The sequence below is a fragment of the Chryseobacterium sp. StRB126 genome, from assembly GCF_000829375.1.
Classification (GTDB): Bacteria; Bacteroidota; Bacteroidia; order Flavobacteriales; family Weeksellaceae; genus Chryseobacterium.
Window position 1 is genome coordinate 653,851 of the sequence record NZ_AP014624.1, and the last position, 14,721, is coordinate 668,571.

The 14,721-nt window shown below is 35.2% G+C and carries 12 protein-coding genes; 6 read left to right on the forward strand and 6 right to left on the reverse strand.

Annotated elements, in window-relative coordinates; genetic code table 11:
* Positions 1 to 2: 2 nt before the first annotated feature.
* Both CHSO_RS02795 and CHSO_RS02800 read right to left on the reverse strand, forming a co-directional pair.
* Entirely contained in the window at positions 3 to 230 is a 228-nt protein-coding gene (locus CHSO_RS02795) for a hypothetical protein (RefSeq protein WP_045492131.1), read from the reverse strand.
* Entirely contained in the window at positions 227 to 982 is a 756-nt protein-coding gene (locus tag CHSO_RS02800) for a prolipoprotein diacylglyceryl transferase (RefSeq protein ID WP_045492133.1), read from the reverse strand. The genes CHSO_RS02795 and CHSO_RS02800 overlap by 4 nt, the downstream gene beginning before the upstream one ends.
* Before the next feature lie 61 nt (positions 983 to 1,043).
* On the opposite strand from CHSO_RS02800, the gene CHSO_RS02805 reads away from it, so the two are divergent.
* Positions 1,044 to 2,081 carry a GMP reductase gene (locus tag CHSO_RS02805; RefSeq protein ID WP_045492135.1) on the forward strand — a complete coding sequence of 346 codons (1,038 nt, stop codon included), beginning with the start codon at positions 1,044 to 1,046 and terminating at the stop codon, positions 2,079 to 2,081.
* Positions 2,082 to 2,175: 94 nt separating this feature from the next.
* Here the strand turns inward: CHSO_RS02805 and fabG are convergent, their stop codons facing one another.
* The 4 genes from fabG to CHSO_RS02825 all read right to left on the reverse strand — a co-directional run bounded on the left by fabG (position 2,176) and on the right by CHSO_RS02825 (position 6,770).
* Positions 2,176 to 2,919, reverse strand: coding sequence for a 3-oxoacyl-[acyl-carrier-protein] reductase (gene fabG / locus CHSO_RS02810; RefSeq protein WP_045492138.1), 744 nt, complete (start codon positions 2,917 to 2,919; stop codon positions 2,176 to 2,178).
* 170 nt (positions 2,920 to 3,089) lie between these two features.
* Complete coding sequence (locus CHSO_RS02815; RefSeq protein WP_144428842.1) at positions 3,090 to 4,601, reverse strand: WG repeat-containing protein; 1,512 nt, start codon at positions 4,599 to 4,601, stop codon at positions 3,090 to 3,092.
* Between the two features lie 7 nt (positions 4,602 to 4,608).
* Complete coding sequence (gene rsmI / locus CHSO_RS02820; RefSeq protein ID WP_045492141.1) at positions 4,609 to 5,283, reverse strand: 16S rRNA (cytidine(1402)-2'-O)-methyltransferase; 675 nt, start codon at positions 5,281 to 5,283, stop codon at positions 4,609 to 4,611.
* Positions 5,284 to 5,285: 2 nt separating this feature from the next.
* Positions 5,286 to 6,770, reverse strand: coding sequence for a hypothetical protein (locus CHSO_RS02825; protein WP_045492143.1), 1,485 nt, complete (start codon positions 6,768 to 6,770; stop codon positions 5,286 to 5,288).
* Positions 6,771 to 6,831: 61 nt separating this feature from the next.
* Between CHSO_RS02825 and CHSO_RS02830 the strand changes: the two genes are divergently transcribed.
* The 5 genes from CHSO_RS02830 (at position 6,832) to mnmG (ending at position 14,639) form a co-directional block, all read left to right on the forward strand.
* On the forward strand, positions 6,832 to 7,419 hold the full coding sequence (locus CHSO_RS02830; RefSeq protein ID WP_045492145.1) for a thymidine kinase: 588 nt from the start codon (positions 6,832 to 6,834) through the stop codon (positions 7,417 to 7,419).
* A gap of 183 nt (positions 7,420 to 7,602) precedes the next feature.
* The gene (locus tag CHSO_RS02835; RefSeq protein WP_045492147.1) at positions 7,603 to 10,047 is read left to right on the forward strand and encodes a bifunctional UDP-N-acetylmuramoyl-tripeptide:D-alanyl-D-alanine ligase/alanine racemase; all 2,445 of its coding nucleotides are present in this window, start codon (positions 7,603 to 7,605) and stop codon (positions 10,045 to 10,047) included.
* Between the two features lie 2 nt (positions 10,048 to 10,049).
* A complete protein-coding gene (locus tag CHSO_RS02840; RefSeq protein WP_045492149.1) occupies positions 10,050 to 12,206 on the forward strand; it encodes a patatin-like phospholipase family protein in 2,157 nt (718 codons plus the stop codon).
* A gap of 4 nt (positions 12,207 to 12,210) precedes the next feature.
* Positions 12,211 to 12,630: an rRNA maturation RNase YbeY gene (ybeY, locus tag CHSO_RS02845; protein WP_045492151.1), complete on the forward strand. Its 420-nt coding sequence runs from the start codon at positions 12,211 to 12,213 to the stop codon at positions 12,628 to 12,630.
* Positions 12,631 to 12,776: 146 nt separating this feature from the next.
* Positions 12,777 to 14,639, forward strand: a complete 1,863-nt coding sequence (gene mnmG, locus CHSO_RS02850) for a tRNA uridine-5-carboxymethylaminomethyl(34) synthesis enzyme MnmG (RefSeq protein WP_045492153.1) — start codon at positions 12,777 to 12,779, stop codon at positions 14,637 to 14,639.
* The last annotated feature ends 82 nt before the right edge of the window (positions 14,640 to 14,721 follow it).

Sequence of the window (14,721 nt, forward strand, 5' to 3'; positions counted from 1 at the left end):
GCTTATCCACAAATATATCCGCTGATTAGCCCACAGACTAATAAACAAATAACAAAAGTCTGTATAAACTGTTTTCTGCTGAATTTTCTGCTATCCTTACTTTCATAGACAAACTTCACAATAAATGTAACGATAATAGAAAAAAACAGGGCGCCTATAATCATCATCCCAACGATCATGACTACTACACCGGTAAGGTCACCAACTTCCAAAAGTGTTAAAGGTTTCATTTTGAATATTTTAAATGAGTGGTTTGAATGTTTTTAATAGTATAAATGTAGTAAATAATTACACAAATACATACAAGTTGAATCGTCCCAAGGTTTCCCACAATTTCCACCCTTGGCTTAATGAAGTCTAAAAAGAATCTGAAAGTAAAATAACTGAGCATAAAGAGCTGAAAAAGAAATCCAGACGGATATTTCTTTTGTTTCTGAATATATTTCAAAACAATCCAAAGACCAATCAAAAAACCTATCTCATATAAGGCGACAGGGTGTCTGAGATATTGATCTCCCAGACGCATCCCAAAAACAGAATCTGTTGGAATACCATAAGTTTCCTCATGAATTCCTGTAAGAAAACAGCCAATTCTTCCGATAATTATGGCTAGCATTAAGGGGAAAACAATCAGATCTCCTGTACTTTCTTTATGTCCGACTACTTTTTTAGCCAATTCCACTCCCAATAATCCAAAAGCCAGTCCTCCAACGATGGTATTACTGGACCAGAATTTCTGAAAGCTGAAGTTTTCAAACATGGTGTAGGGATTTTCCAGATTTCCGATGAGTTTGGATCCCAATAATGCTCCGGCAGTTGCTCCTATCAAAACCGCAGCAGAAGTATTGAACGATAGCTTCTCTGTTGATTTTCTTTTAAGATAAAAATAATACCGCATGCCCAGAAACATTCCAACCGCCTCAAAAAGAGGATGGGCAAGAATGGTTTGGTCAAAAATATGAAAGGTTACAGGAAAATCCATTGCTTCAAAAATAATCCATTTCAGATTATTTACTACCTTTATTCTGACAAATAATTACAAAATGCGTATAGAAAATGACATAAAACTGGGATTTAAGGATGTAATGTTCCGCCCTAAGCGTTCTACATTGAAATCCCGCTCAGAAGTAAACCTGGAAAGGGAGTTTATCTTTAAACATACCAAAAAGAAATGGAGTGGAGTTCCTGTTATCGCTGCTAATATGGATACCGTAGGAACTTTTGAAATGGCTGTTGAACTGGCCAAAGATAAGATCATCACAGCAGTTCATAAACACTATACTCCTGAAGAATGGGATCAGTTTCTGCAAAGCCAGCCTGAAAGCATTCATCAGTATATTGCATTAAGCACAGGTACCGGAAAAGCTGATGAGGAGAAAATTCGTTTAATCCTTGAAAAGCATCCAAAAATCGAGTTTCTTTGTATAGATGTTGCCAATGGTTATTCTGAGCATTTCGTTCAGTTTGTGAAGACAGCAAGGGCTAATTTTCCTGATAAAATTATCATAGCCGGAAACGTAGTAACCGGAGAAATGGTGGAAGAGCTTCTTTTAGTGGGAGCAGACATCATAAAAGTTGGAATCGGACCTGGTTCTGTATGTACTACCCGTGTAAAAACAGGAGTTGGTTACCCGCAATTATCTGCTATTATTGAATGTGCTGATGCTGCTCATGGTTTAGGAGGTCATATTATTGCAGACGGAGGCTGTAAGGTTCCGGGAGATGTTGCCAAAGCTTTTGGTGGCGGAGCCGATTTCGTAATGCTAGGTGGAATGTTTGCCGGTCACGATGAAAGTGGTGGCGAAATGATTGAAGAGAATGGTAAAAAATACCGTCTATTCTATGGAATGAGCTCTAGAACAGCAATGGATAAGCATTCAGGTGGTGTAGCCGAATACCGTGCCTCAGAAGGGAAAACTGTAAAAGTAGCTTACAAAGGACCAGTTGCTGAAACGGTGAAAGATATTTTAGGAGGAGTACGCTCTACCTGTACTTATGTAGGAGCGTCCAAACTTAAAGAACTTTCTAAACGAACCACCTTTATCAGGGTTCAGGAGCAGGAAAATCAGATTTTTAACTGATAAAATATTTCTTTCGCAGATTTTTCAGATTAAAGGCTTGTGCCAAAGAAGACAAAAAAAGAGGCTGCACATTTTGCGTAGCCTCTTTATATTTTTAAGTTAACATTCCTCCGTCAACGTTTAATGTCTGTCCGGTAATGTATGATGCCATTTCACTTCCTAAGAAAACGCAGGCATTTGCTACATCAGCAGGTTGTCCTCCTTTTTTCATTGGAATTCCATCTCTCCATTCCTGAACTATTTTTTCATCCAAAATAGCTGTCATTTCTGTTTCAATAAATCCCGGAGCGATAGCGTTACATCTGATATTTCTGGAACCTAGTTCTAAAGCAACAGATTTTGTAAATCCAATTACACCTGCTTTAGAAGCTGCATAGTTCGCTTGTCCTGCATGTCCCTGAATTCCTACTACAGAAGTCATATTAATGATAGATCCTGATCTTGCCTTCATCATCGGTTTGATAACCGCTTTTGTAAGGTTGAAAACTGAATCAAGGTTTACTTTGATTACCTGATCCCAATCTTCTTTAGACATTCTTAATAATAAGTTATCTTTTGTAATCCCAGCATTGTTTACCAAAATATCAATTTGCCCAAACTCTGCCATTACTTCCTCTACCAATTTTTGAGCGGCATCATAGTCTGATGCGTCAGACTGGTATCCTTTAATTTGGGTTACAGAACTTAAAGCTGCTTCTAATTCTTTAGCTTTGTCTACAGAACCGGCATAAGTAAATGCTACTTTTGCTCCCTGTTGAGCATACATTTCAGCAATACCCTTCCCGATTCCTCTTGTAGCTCCGGTAATTAGTGCTACCTTTCCTTCTAATAATTTCATATCTCTTGACGATTATTTTTTTATAACTCTCTCAGCTAGTGAAAGCTGACTCATTTAGTATCATAATTCTTTTTCAGAATTAAACGGTTTGCAAAGATATTATAAATTGTTATTCAACACATTGAAAACGTAAAAATACTGAACTTTTTTGTTCAGTTTCTATGATTTAGCTATAGTTCTGATGCATCATTTCTAAATCTGGTGAAATAAATTAAGTCTGTTTTTTTGTCTTTGCTCAGTTTTAATACTTCTTTCATCCAGCTATATTTATCGTAAATAATGTCTGTTAAAGGTTCATTCTGAAAATTTAAGACGCCGTATTTACCTTCTTTCTTTACAACAATTTCATTTTCAAAGTTTTCAAAGGCAATGATATCTTCATAAGCAAAGGGAACAATTTCCATACCCTTTGCATCCAGAATACCATAAAGATTAGCATTATTCATGCAGACAAGAGGTTTTGAATACTCATTCAGAATATTAAAGTATTCAACATCCTGATTCTTCACCTGTTTTACCTCCTTAAGTTCGACTGTAGTCTTGTTTGTCACCAAAAATCGATAATAACGATCTTGTCTTCGGATAATCAGATTTTCAGGATAAAACCCGACAATCTGATCGTCTTTATTCAGAATATTTTTAAGTTCATTATCTAAAAATTTTTCTTCATTTCCTTTTTTAAGATAAATAAAATCCTTTCCCGAGATGGTAAAGTTTTTAATAAAATCATACTCCTGAGAAACCACTATATTCCCCTGTAGATCTACAACACCCGATTGATCTGATTTATCACTGTAAACTCTGAAAAAATGATTGGATAACGCGTATAAATATTTAAAATTATTGGGATAAAGCTTTTGATCTTTCTTATAAAAAACAGTTGTTTTATTGCTTTTTCTAAGATAAATATATTCTTTATTACCAAAATATTCGGGAGTGATATCACTGTAGATTTCATCAGCAATGATTTTATCCTCCGCATCAATCAGGCCATATTTTCCTGTGCCTTTATTTTGGGTAATCAGATAAGGGTAGCCATTTATATCTACCACATTCTTTGAAAACTTATGTAAGGTTTGTCCGTTTTTCCCAATGATCTCGCTCTGATTCTCTTCATTACTAATAAGAGCTTTTCCATTTTCAAAACTATAATCATCCTTAAATTCCCTATCGCTCAGCTGCTTTCCATTAAAGTCATACAGAAACCATTTTTTATCCTTTAAAATAAAGAAAGCATCCTTTCCGGCAAAACGAACCTTGTCTGAATCTGGAATAATGAGTTTTCCGCTAAAATCATAAACAGCTTCCTTTCCCTGTCTGGAAGCAATAATACGTTCTTTACTCCACCATGGCGTATTGAAATCCTGATCTTCAAGAGGAAGCAGTTCATTCCCTTTTTCATCAATAATTGCAGATTTTCTTGTGTTTCCTTCCTCAGAATAAAGAATAAATCTGTTTTTAAAAATGTGAGAAATTCCACCTCTATTCGAAGATTCGAAGGTAATATTTCCCCTAGCATCTACAATGCCCTGCTTTTTGGAAACAGGATCATAAGCTATTCCAAAACCATCAGAGTATGAACTTACCTCCCTCCCAGTCTTTTTGGAAAGAAGAACCTTAGTGTATTGGTTAGTTTGCGCTATACAAACTGTAGAACACAATACAAAAATTAGTTTTTTCAATTAAAAATTAAATAGAATTATTGACAATAAGAACAATCTCTCCTTTTAAAGTTTTACTCTTGGAAAATTCAATTAACTCATTGATTGTTCCGCGTTTGGTTTCTTCGAATTTCTTAGAAATTTCACGGCTTAAACTTGCCTTGGTATTTTCACCAAAGAATTCCTTGATCTGTTCTAATGTTGTATTAATCTTGTGTGGACTTTCGTACAGTACAATGGTTTTCTTTTCTTCAGCAAGCTGCTTTAACTTGGTTTGTCTTCCCTTTTTTTGCGGTAAAAATCCAGCAAATAAAAATTCATTGTTCGGAAGCCCCGAAACCACTAAAGCCGGGATTAAAGCTGTTGCCCCAGGAAGGCAGATCATTTCAATATTATTGTCTGCCCCTGCTTTTGCCAATAAATACCCCGGATCTGAAATTCCTGGGGTTCCTGCATCAGTTATTATTGCGATATTCTGACCGTTTTTAAGGTCTGTCATTACTTTCTCCGTTGCCTGATGCTCATTGTGTAAATGATAGGATTTTAAAGGCTTGGAGATTTCAAAATGTTTTAAAAGTATTCCAGAAGTTCTGGTATCTTCACATAAAATATAATCTACCTCTTTAAGGACATTGATTGCCCTGAAAGTCATATCTTCCAGATTCCCAACGGGTGTGGGAACAAAATATAGGATTCCGCTCAAAATTATAAGAATTTATTTTCCACCAATATCCAAAGTCGCTGAGCATATTCATCCACTTTACTCCATTTTCTTTCATAATAAAGATCGCTCAGGTATTCCTTGGCTTCCTCCAATGTTCTGAAATGGTTCAGATGGGCTACTGTTTCATTCAGATCTGCCTGACTTCCTTCAAACAACATTTTTGAGAAAGCAATTCGGTCATTCAAATCCAATTTAAACTCCGTTTTCGGCTTATCAGCTTCCATAAAGTTGGTAGGAATATTAGATTTCAGAATACTTCCGCCATCTTCTTTTACAGATTCTGGCTGGTTTTCTTTTGGAAAATCTCTTTCCAGCGGATCATCATCAAACAGGGACTGAACTGCTTTCAATCCTTTGATATTGGCTAATTTTATTTTTTTCTCCTGATGATATTCGTCTAAATTTTCAAAACTTTCATCAGAAGGATGTTTTTCTGTCTCTTCGGGAACAGGTTTGTCTATTTCAACAATTTTTCTTCTGTCATATACTTCAGCAAGAACTTTTTCTTCCTGTTTTTCCTCTTCGAAATGATCATTTTTAATGTCATTTACAATATTTTCAACATTCGAAGTTTCAGAGGCCAGTTCTCCCTGTTCTAAAGATATATTAGACGTTACAAATTGTTCTTCATTTTCTTCAATCAGTATTTCATCATCCAGCATTTCAGTATCGAAGATACTTGGAATGGTTTCTCTGACTTTATTTTCTTTGGTGTCACTTACTGCTGCAAAATCTACCTCTTTTTTATCTTCAGCTTCATCATCAACATCTATTTCATTCAGCTGATTATTAAAGATCGCTTCTTCTTCTGTTACTTCATTCTTAAACATATCTTCATTAATATCTTCATCTGAATCAGGATGTGCATCCGCAAGAATTTTCTCTTCATCCACAAAGCTTAAAACAGCTCCATTCGCAATAGAATGCTCATTTTCATCAATTTCATTCAATTGATTATTAAAAACGGCTTCTTCTTCTGTTGCATCTGTAGAAGCAATGGGAGTCTGACCATTTTCAAGAGCACTTTCTTCATTATTTTCTGCTACAAAACTTATGATATTTTCATGGAATTTATTTTCAACAATTTCATTAAGCTGATTATTAAAAGCTTCTTCTTCATCCATTCCACTAATAAAATTATTATTTTCATGCTCGTCAATTTCATTCAGCTCATTATTAAAAATGGCTTCTTCTTCGGTTACTTCATTTCCTGAATCATGATGATGATCTGCCTCACCTGAAATGAAAGAAACAGAATGACTGTCTGAGTTCAGGGCAGGTTCTTCTGTTACGAAATATTCGATGTTTTTCTCCAGCAATTTCAAAAAAGAAATCCTGTTCGCAAGCTCATCCACAAGATCTTGCTTGGAAAGTAATTCGTCTATATTATTTATTTTGTCCAGATTATCAATGATATTCTTAGACTCAAATAAAATCTTTTCCTTTAAATCTTGGATATTTTGCATGATAAGATTCTTATTAAAATTGCTTACTTTTGATGTTGAAAATATACGGCTAATTTAACAAATGTTTTTAGAAAATACAATTAATCATTCCAAACAAAGTGGTTGGATGGAAGTGATTTGTGGCTCTATGTTTTCGGGTAAAACCGAGGAGTTGATCCGAAGATTACGTAGAGCAGAAATGGCAGGACAGAATGTAGAAATTTTTAAACCGAAACTGGATATCCGGTATTCTGAAGAGGACGTTGTTTCTCATAATCAGAATAAAATCCGCAGTACCGCAGTAGATAATCCGAATGAGATTCTTCTGCTGGCATCCAATTGTGATGTGGTAGGGATAGATGAAGCTCAGTTTTTTGACGAAAGCATTGTTGAGATAGCCAATCAACTGGCCAACAGCGGCGTTCGAGTGGTCATTGCAGGATTAGACATGGATTTTCTGGGACGTCCTTTTGGGCCAATCCCAAATTTAATGGCTACTGCAGAATATGTAACGAAAGTGCATGCTATTTGCAAGAGAACAGGTAACCTTGCCAACTACTCTATGAGAACCTCACAGGGAGATAATCTGGTAGAGCTGGGTGAAACTGAAAGCTACGAAGCCGTAAGCCGTCGTGTTTTTATTGATGAAGTACTTTCAAAAAGGAAGTAATTAAAAGAGATAAAAGCTCAAAACCATAAAATATATTCACTTCATATAATATAAATGAAAAACGAAAAAGCAATATTGTAAAATTTCAAAAGGAGATCTGCTTAAAATAATGAGCTCTTCTACCCTCTTTGCAATTTTACCTTTTTGCAATTTCGCATTAAAAATAAAGCAGAAAGGGTACCAATGAACTATACCGTACAACAAATTGCAAAGATCACCAATGCCGAGGTTATTGGAGACAAGAATTTAGTGGTTAAAAATATAGCCTATGACAGCAGGATTATTTATTCAATTAAGAATACCGCGTTTATTGCTATCAACACTCATAAAAACTCTGGCGAAAAGTTCATTGAAGCTGCTATAGACAGGGGGATCAACATTATTATTTCTGAACATCAGTATCCGCAGTTTGAAAACATAACGTGGATTATTGTTAAGGATTCTGTAGATTTTCTACAACAATTAGCAAAGTATCATTTCGAAAACTCTCATTTACAATCCATCGGAATCACAGGAAGTAATGGAAAAACCATTGTAAAGGAATGGTTGTATCAATGTTTATGGAATGAATTTTCAACGGTAAAAAGTCCAAAGAGCTTTAATTCTCAGATAGGGCTTCCCCTTTCTCTCCTTCAAATTAACGATTCTCACCAGCTGGGAATTTTTGAAGTAGGGATTTCCCATCCAAATGAAATGGAAAAGCTGGAAAATATTTTCCATCCTCAAATCGGATTGTTAACACATATCGGAAATGCTCATGCGGCCAACTTTTCTTCCGAAGAAGAACTGATTGATGAAAAGATTAAACTTTTCAAAGATTCTGAAGTGATCATTTATAATGGTGACCATTCTTTGGTAGATCAAAAAATAAAAAATTTATACGCTGATAAAAAATTAATCTCTTACGGGTTCAAAAAAGAAAATCAGGTCTTCATCAAAAAAAATACAAAGGATGAAAACATCATTGTTGACTATTTTGGTGAAGAAATCAGTTTTCCTGCCCATCAGAGAGACGAATCAACGTTAACCAATGCTACAGCGCTTATCACAGTCCTTAAGGTGTTGGAGATCGAAAATAAAAAGATCGTTGAAAAAATCAACCTTTTAAAAGCCGTCGAAATGAGGCTTGAAGCAATTGAAGGAATTAAGGGCAATATTGTCATCAACGATTCTTTTAACCTAGATCTTGATTCTTTGAAAACTGCCCTTCAATTTTTAAAGGAATATAATAAACCGAAAAAATCTCTGGTCTTAACAGACATCGTAGGAGTGAATACCAATTCTCAGGAATTGTATGAAGAAGTTTCAGAATTGGTGAATGAGCAACATTTCGATTCTGTATTTCTGATTGGTGATGAAATTTCAAAGTTTAGTGAATTATTTAATTCTAAAACATATACTTTCATCGATACCAAAGAACTGATCGAAAGCAAACATCTTTCAGAAATCGAAAATCAGATTATTCTTCTCAAAGGAGCCAGAAAATTTGAAATTGAAAAACTAAAAGATATTCTTGAGCTCAGAAAACATGATACAGTTTTAGAGATTAACCTGAATGCTATTCTTCATAACATCAATTATCACAAATCACTGCTCAAGCCAGAAACGAAAATGATGGCTATGGTAAAAGCCAATGCTTACGGTTTGGGGAGTTATGAAATTTCAGAATTCCTGCAACACCATCACATCGATTATCTGGGTGTAGCATTTGCGGATGAAGGTGTAGAACTTCGTAAAAAAGGAATCACCACTCCTATTATAATAATGAATCCGGAACAACACAGTTACCAAACCATCATAGAATATAACCTGGAACCTGAAATTTACAGCTTCAGGGTTTTAGAATTATTCTATGAAGCTGTTCAAAAATCCGGGTATGATAAAAAATATCCAATTCATATTAAACTCGAAACAGGAATGCACCGTCTTGGGTTTAAAGGTTTTGAGCTGGATCAGTTGAGTGAAACTTTAAGTGAAAAAAATCTTAAAGTTCAGAGTATGTTCAGCCATTTATCTTCTTCGGATGTGCCTGAGGAAAGGGAATTTACAATGAATCAATTCAAGGTATTTGATAAGAACTCAAACTACCTGATAGAAAAACTAGGTTATGCTCCTCTTCGACATATTTTAAATTCTTCTGGAATTACAAGCTATGCGGATCACCAATATGATATGGTAAGAATCGGTATCGGAATGCTTGGAGAATCCCCGGATTCTGAAATTCAGAAACAATTACAGTCTGTGGTAAGTTTTAAAACCGTAATTTCACAGATATCAATGGTTGAAAACGGTGAATCTGTTGGATACAGCAGAAGATTTAAAGCAGATCATCTTACCAAGATCGCTACCATTCCTGTTGGATATGCAGATGGTATTCCAAGATTGATAGGAAACCAGGTTGGAAGCCTGGGCGTAAATAAAACATTGGCTCCTATTGTTGGGAATATCTGTATGGATATGATGATGATTAACGTGGAAAATGTTCCGAATGTAAAGGAAGGCGACATGGTAACCGTCTTTAATGCAAAACCAAGTTTAAAAGAATTTGCAGGCTACTGCAAAACGATAACCTATGAAGTATTAACATCCATTTCGCCACGGGTGAAACGGATTTATATAAAAGATTAACTATGAGAAAACTCCTGATTCTTCTTTTCATATTCCCATTACTATGGATGCAATCTCAGGTAAAAAAAGACCTGGTGATTCCAAAAAACCCTAAAATAGGACTATCGCTTGCCGGTGGTGGTGCCAAAGGATTTTCACATGTAGGAGTACTTAAAGTATTAGATTCATTAGGAGTAAAAGTGGATTATATTGCCGGAACCAGTATGGGTGCCATTGTTGGTGGTCTGTATGCTTCCGGATATTCTGGTAAAGAAATAGAAAAAATCGTAATGGATACGGATTTCTATTCTTTAATTATGGATCCGAAATCCAGACAGGAAGCCAGCTTTTTTAATAAATCTGTAGACAAATATCTTTTATCTATTCCATTAAAAAACGGGAAAATTACTCTTCCATCTTCCATCAGTACAGGACAGAGAAATGTTTATCTTCTGAAGGAACTTTTGAAAAATGTTGACAATATTGAAGACTTTTCTAAAATGCCTATTCCTTTTTTATGCGTTGCTACCAACCTTGAAAGCGGTAATATGCAGATCTTCGAAAAGGGAGATCTGGTACAGTCTATCATGGCCAGTTCTGCTTTTCCTTCTTTAATGGATCCGGTTAAAATTGGTGACAGTATTTATATTGATGGAGCAATGACCGTAAATTATCCCTCAAAGCCCTTAAAGGACAGAGGAATTGATATCGTTATTGGTGTGGACCTGAACCAGGATCTATCCAAAAGAGAGGATTTAAACAACATTATATCCATTCTGAACCAGGTTATTGATTTCGGAATCAAAAGAGATACTAGAAAACAATATAAATATACAGACATTAATATTAAGCCTAACCTTAAAGGGATGTCTGCTACAAGCTATGATGAAAAGAAGAAAATTCTTGATAGTGGCTACGTGGAAGGTTTAAAATATTCTCAGATCCTGGATCAACTGCCTAAGCGCCAATTTGACCGTCTCAGACAGCGCGTAAATCCAATATATTCCAATGTATATAAGATTGACAGCATCTCCATAGAAGGAAGCAAAATTTACGGTAAAAACTATACTTTGGGGAAAATGGGACTCCGTCTACCCTCTTTGCAGACCTATGGAAATATTAATAAAATGGTTGACAAGCTTGTTGCTACGAATAATTACAAGTTCATTAACTATGATATTGTTCAGGAAAATGATGCTAATTATTTAAAGCTTTATGTAACCGAAGACGATGCTCGACATTTTTTAAAATTTGGGCTGCATTATGATGAAGTTTTCAAAACAGGTTTACTTCTAAATTATTCAGCAAAGAGACTTTTATTTAAAAACTCTAACCTTTCAGTAGATGTTATTGTAGGTGATAAGTTAAGGTATTATCTGAACTATTTCATTGACAATGGCTATATTCCCGGTTTTGGTATTTATTCATCAGGAATGAGCTTTGATCTGAAAAATGCGGATAATAATATTATAGATAAATGGGAATGGATGAGAAACGAAGCCTATATACAGTCTGTATGGAAGGATAAATACGCTATTGGCGGTGGTATAAGCCACGATTACTTTAAAGCTGAAATTAATGGTGATAACAGACGTTACAGTCGATTTTTAAATCCTTATGTATTTCTGAAGACAGATACACAGGATGACAAAGAATTTCCAACAAAAGGCGTTTATTTTGCAGCTGAAGGAAAAGTAATAGACCTTTTAAAATCTGAAGTAGAAAAAAGAATCGTTCAGATAAAGGCAGATTTAAAAATCAATATTCCATTGGGAAAACAATTTACCTATCGTCTTAACTTATTCGGAGGAATTACTCTTGGAGAAAATCTTCCGATCTATTACCAATACAGACTGGGTGGAATATTTGAACAGAATATTATCAATTTCAAACGTTTTGGAGGGTTCTACTTTGCCCAATTACATACGAATAACGTAATTTTGGCATCCAATGATCTTCAGTTCAGATTTAATAAAAATTATTTTATCAGCGGAAATTTCAGCTTTGCCAACCTTTCCAATGACATTAAATTTGAAGATGCGGTTAAAGTAAATTATAGCTCGCTTGGCATTACGGCTGGTTACAAATCTCCATTCGGGCAGATTAAAGTAAACTTCAGCCATTCACTTAAAAACAATCAAAAAGGCATATTCAGTGTTATTTTAGGACACTGGTTTTAATACAATGATACAATTCTTTTACGAAAATTTACCGGAGTCGGTAGATGCAGATTACAAACAATGGCTGGAAGATTTAATACTTTCAGAAGGAAAAAAACTAGGAGAAATCAACTACATTTTCTGCGATGACGAATATCTTCTAAAGATTAATCAGGATTATTTACAGCATGATTATTATACCGATATCATCACTTTTGATTATGTAAAAGGCAAGACAATAAGCGCTGAGATTTTCGTATCTTTGCAACGCATTTCTGATAACGCCTCTACCCTTTCCCGAGATTATGAAGATGAATTAAGAAGGGTTTTAGCCCATGGAATTTTACACCTTATTGGCTATAAAGACAAGACGGAAGAAGAGGAAAAAGAGATGCGAAGAATGGAGGATCTGTACTTAACTAAATATAGGGATTTAAAGAATTAAAATTAAATAATCACTTAAAGTCCGATATCTAAAGTACTCAATTCTAGTAACAATATACATTTACCTAGAGTGCATTCTTCAAAAATGTTTCACGTGAAACATTGATAATTAAAGTTAAGGTTTAAAGCTTAAACAGCGAGATAAAAATGATTTCAGAAATATATGACGTAATCGTAGTAGGTGCAGGACACGCAGGATGTGAAGCAGCAGCAGCAGCAGCCAACCTGGGTTCAAAAACGCTATTGGTTACAATGAATATGCAGACCATCGGACAGATGAGTTGCAACCCGGCAATGGGCGGAATCGCAAAAGGACAGATCGTAAGAGAAATTGATGCAATGGGTGGATACTCCGGAATCGTAGCAGACAAATCTGCCATCCAATTTAAAATGCTCAATCTTTCAAAAGGTCCTGCCATGTGGTCCCCAAGAACCCAAAATGACAGAATGCTTTTTGCCGAAGAATGGCGACTAGCTTTAGAGAATACACCTAATCTTGATTTCTTTCAGGATATGGTGAAACAACTGATTGTTGAAAATAATAAAGTAACCGGAGTAGTTACTTCATTAGGAATTGAAATTAAAGCAAAATCAGTTGTACTTACCAACGGAACTTTTCTTAACGGATTAATTCACGTTGGAGATAAACAACTAGGTGGTGGAAGAATGGGTGAACCAAGAGCATTTGGTATCACCGAACAATTGGTAAGCTTAGGCTTCGAAGCCGGAAGAATGAAAACCGGTACTCCACCAAGAGTTGACGGAAGAAGTTTGGATTATTCAAAAATGGAAGAACAGAAAGGTGATGAAAATCCTCAGAAGTTCAGCTATCTTGATACTCCAAAATTAACCAAACAATTAAGTTGTCATATTGTATATACTAACGAAATTGTTCATGATATTCTTCGTGAAGGTTTCGATAGAAGTCCAATGTTTAATGGAACTATTCAAAGTTTAGGCCCAAGATACTGTCCAAGTATTGAAGATAAAATTAATCGTTTTGCAGAAAGAAACAGACACCAGCTTTTCGTAGAACCGGAAGGATGGAAAACTGTTGAGATTTATGTAAACGGATTTAGTTCTTCACTTCCGGAAGATGTACAGATCAAAGCCATGAAACATATTCCAGGATTTGAAAATGTAAAAGTTTTCCGTCCGGGATATGCTATTGAATATGACTACTTCCCTCCTACCCAATTGAAACATACCTTAGAAACAAAATTGATTGACAATTTATATTTCGCAGGACAGATCAATGGAACTACAGGATATGAAGAAGCAGCAGGCCAAGGTTTGATTGCAGGAATCAATGCTCACAACAAAGTTCATGAAAAAGGTGAATTTATTCTTAACAGAGATGAAGCTTATATTGGAGTATTAATTGATGATTTGATTACAAAAGGAACTGAAGAACCATACAGAATGTTTACTTCACGTGCCGAATACAGACTTCTATTGAGACAAGATAATGCAGATATCAGATTAACTGAGAAAGCATACCACCTTGGACTTGCAAAAGAAGAAAGACTAAGAAAAGTTGAAACTAAAATATCTGAAAGTCAGAGACTTGAAGAGTTTTTACGTGAAACTTCTTTAAAACCGGGTGTCATTAACCCTATTTTAGAATCAATAGAAAGCAACCCCGTAGATCAAGCCTACAGAGCCGCCCAAATTCTTACAAGACCTAATATAACTCTAGAAAAACTTGATGGAATAGATTTCATTAAAGAAGTCTCTTCTCAATATAACGAAGAAGTAAGAGAACAAGCTGAGATCAACATCAAGTATAAAGGATATATTGAAAAAGAAAAGGAGAATGTAGCCAAGTTAAACCGTCTGGAAAATATTAAAATTCCAGAAGATTTTGATTATACGAAGCTTTCAAGCCTTTCTACAGAAGCAAAACAAAAGATGTCCAATGTACGCCCAAAGACCATTGCACAAGCAGGAAGGATAAGTGGTGTTTCTCCAGCCGACATCAACGTTTTACTAGTGTATTTGGGACGTTAAATTAAAAATGTTTCACGTGAAACATTTATTACAATAAAAACGAAAATTAAGGTATTTATAAAGCTTATAAAAGTTTATGAAT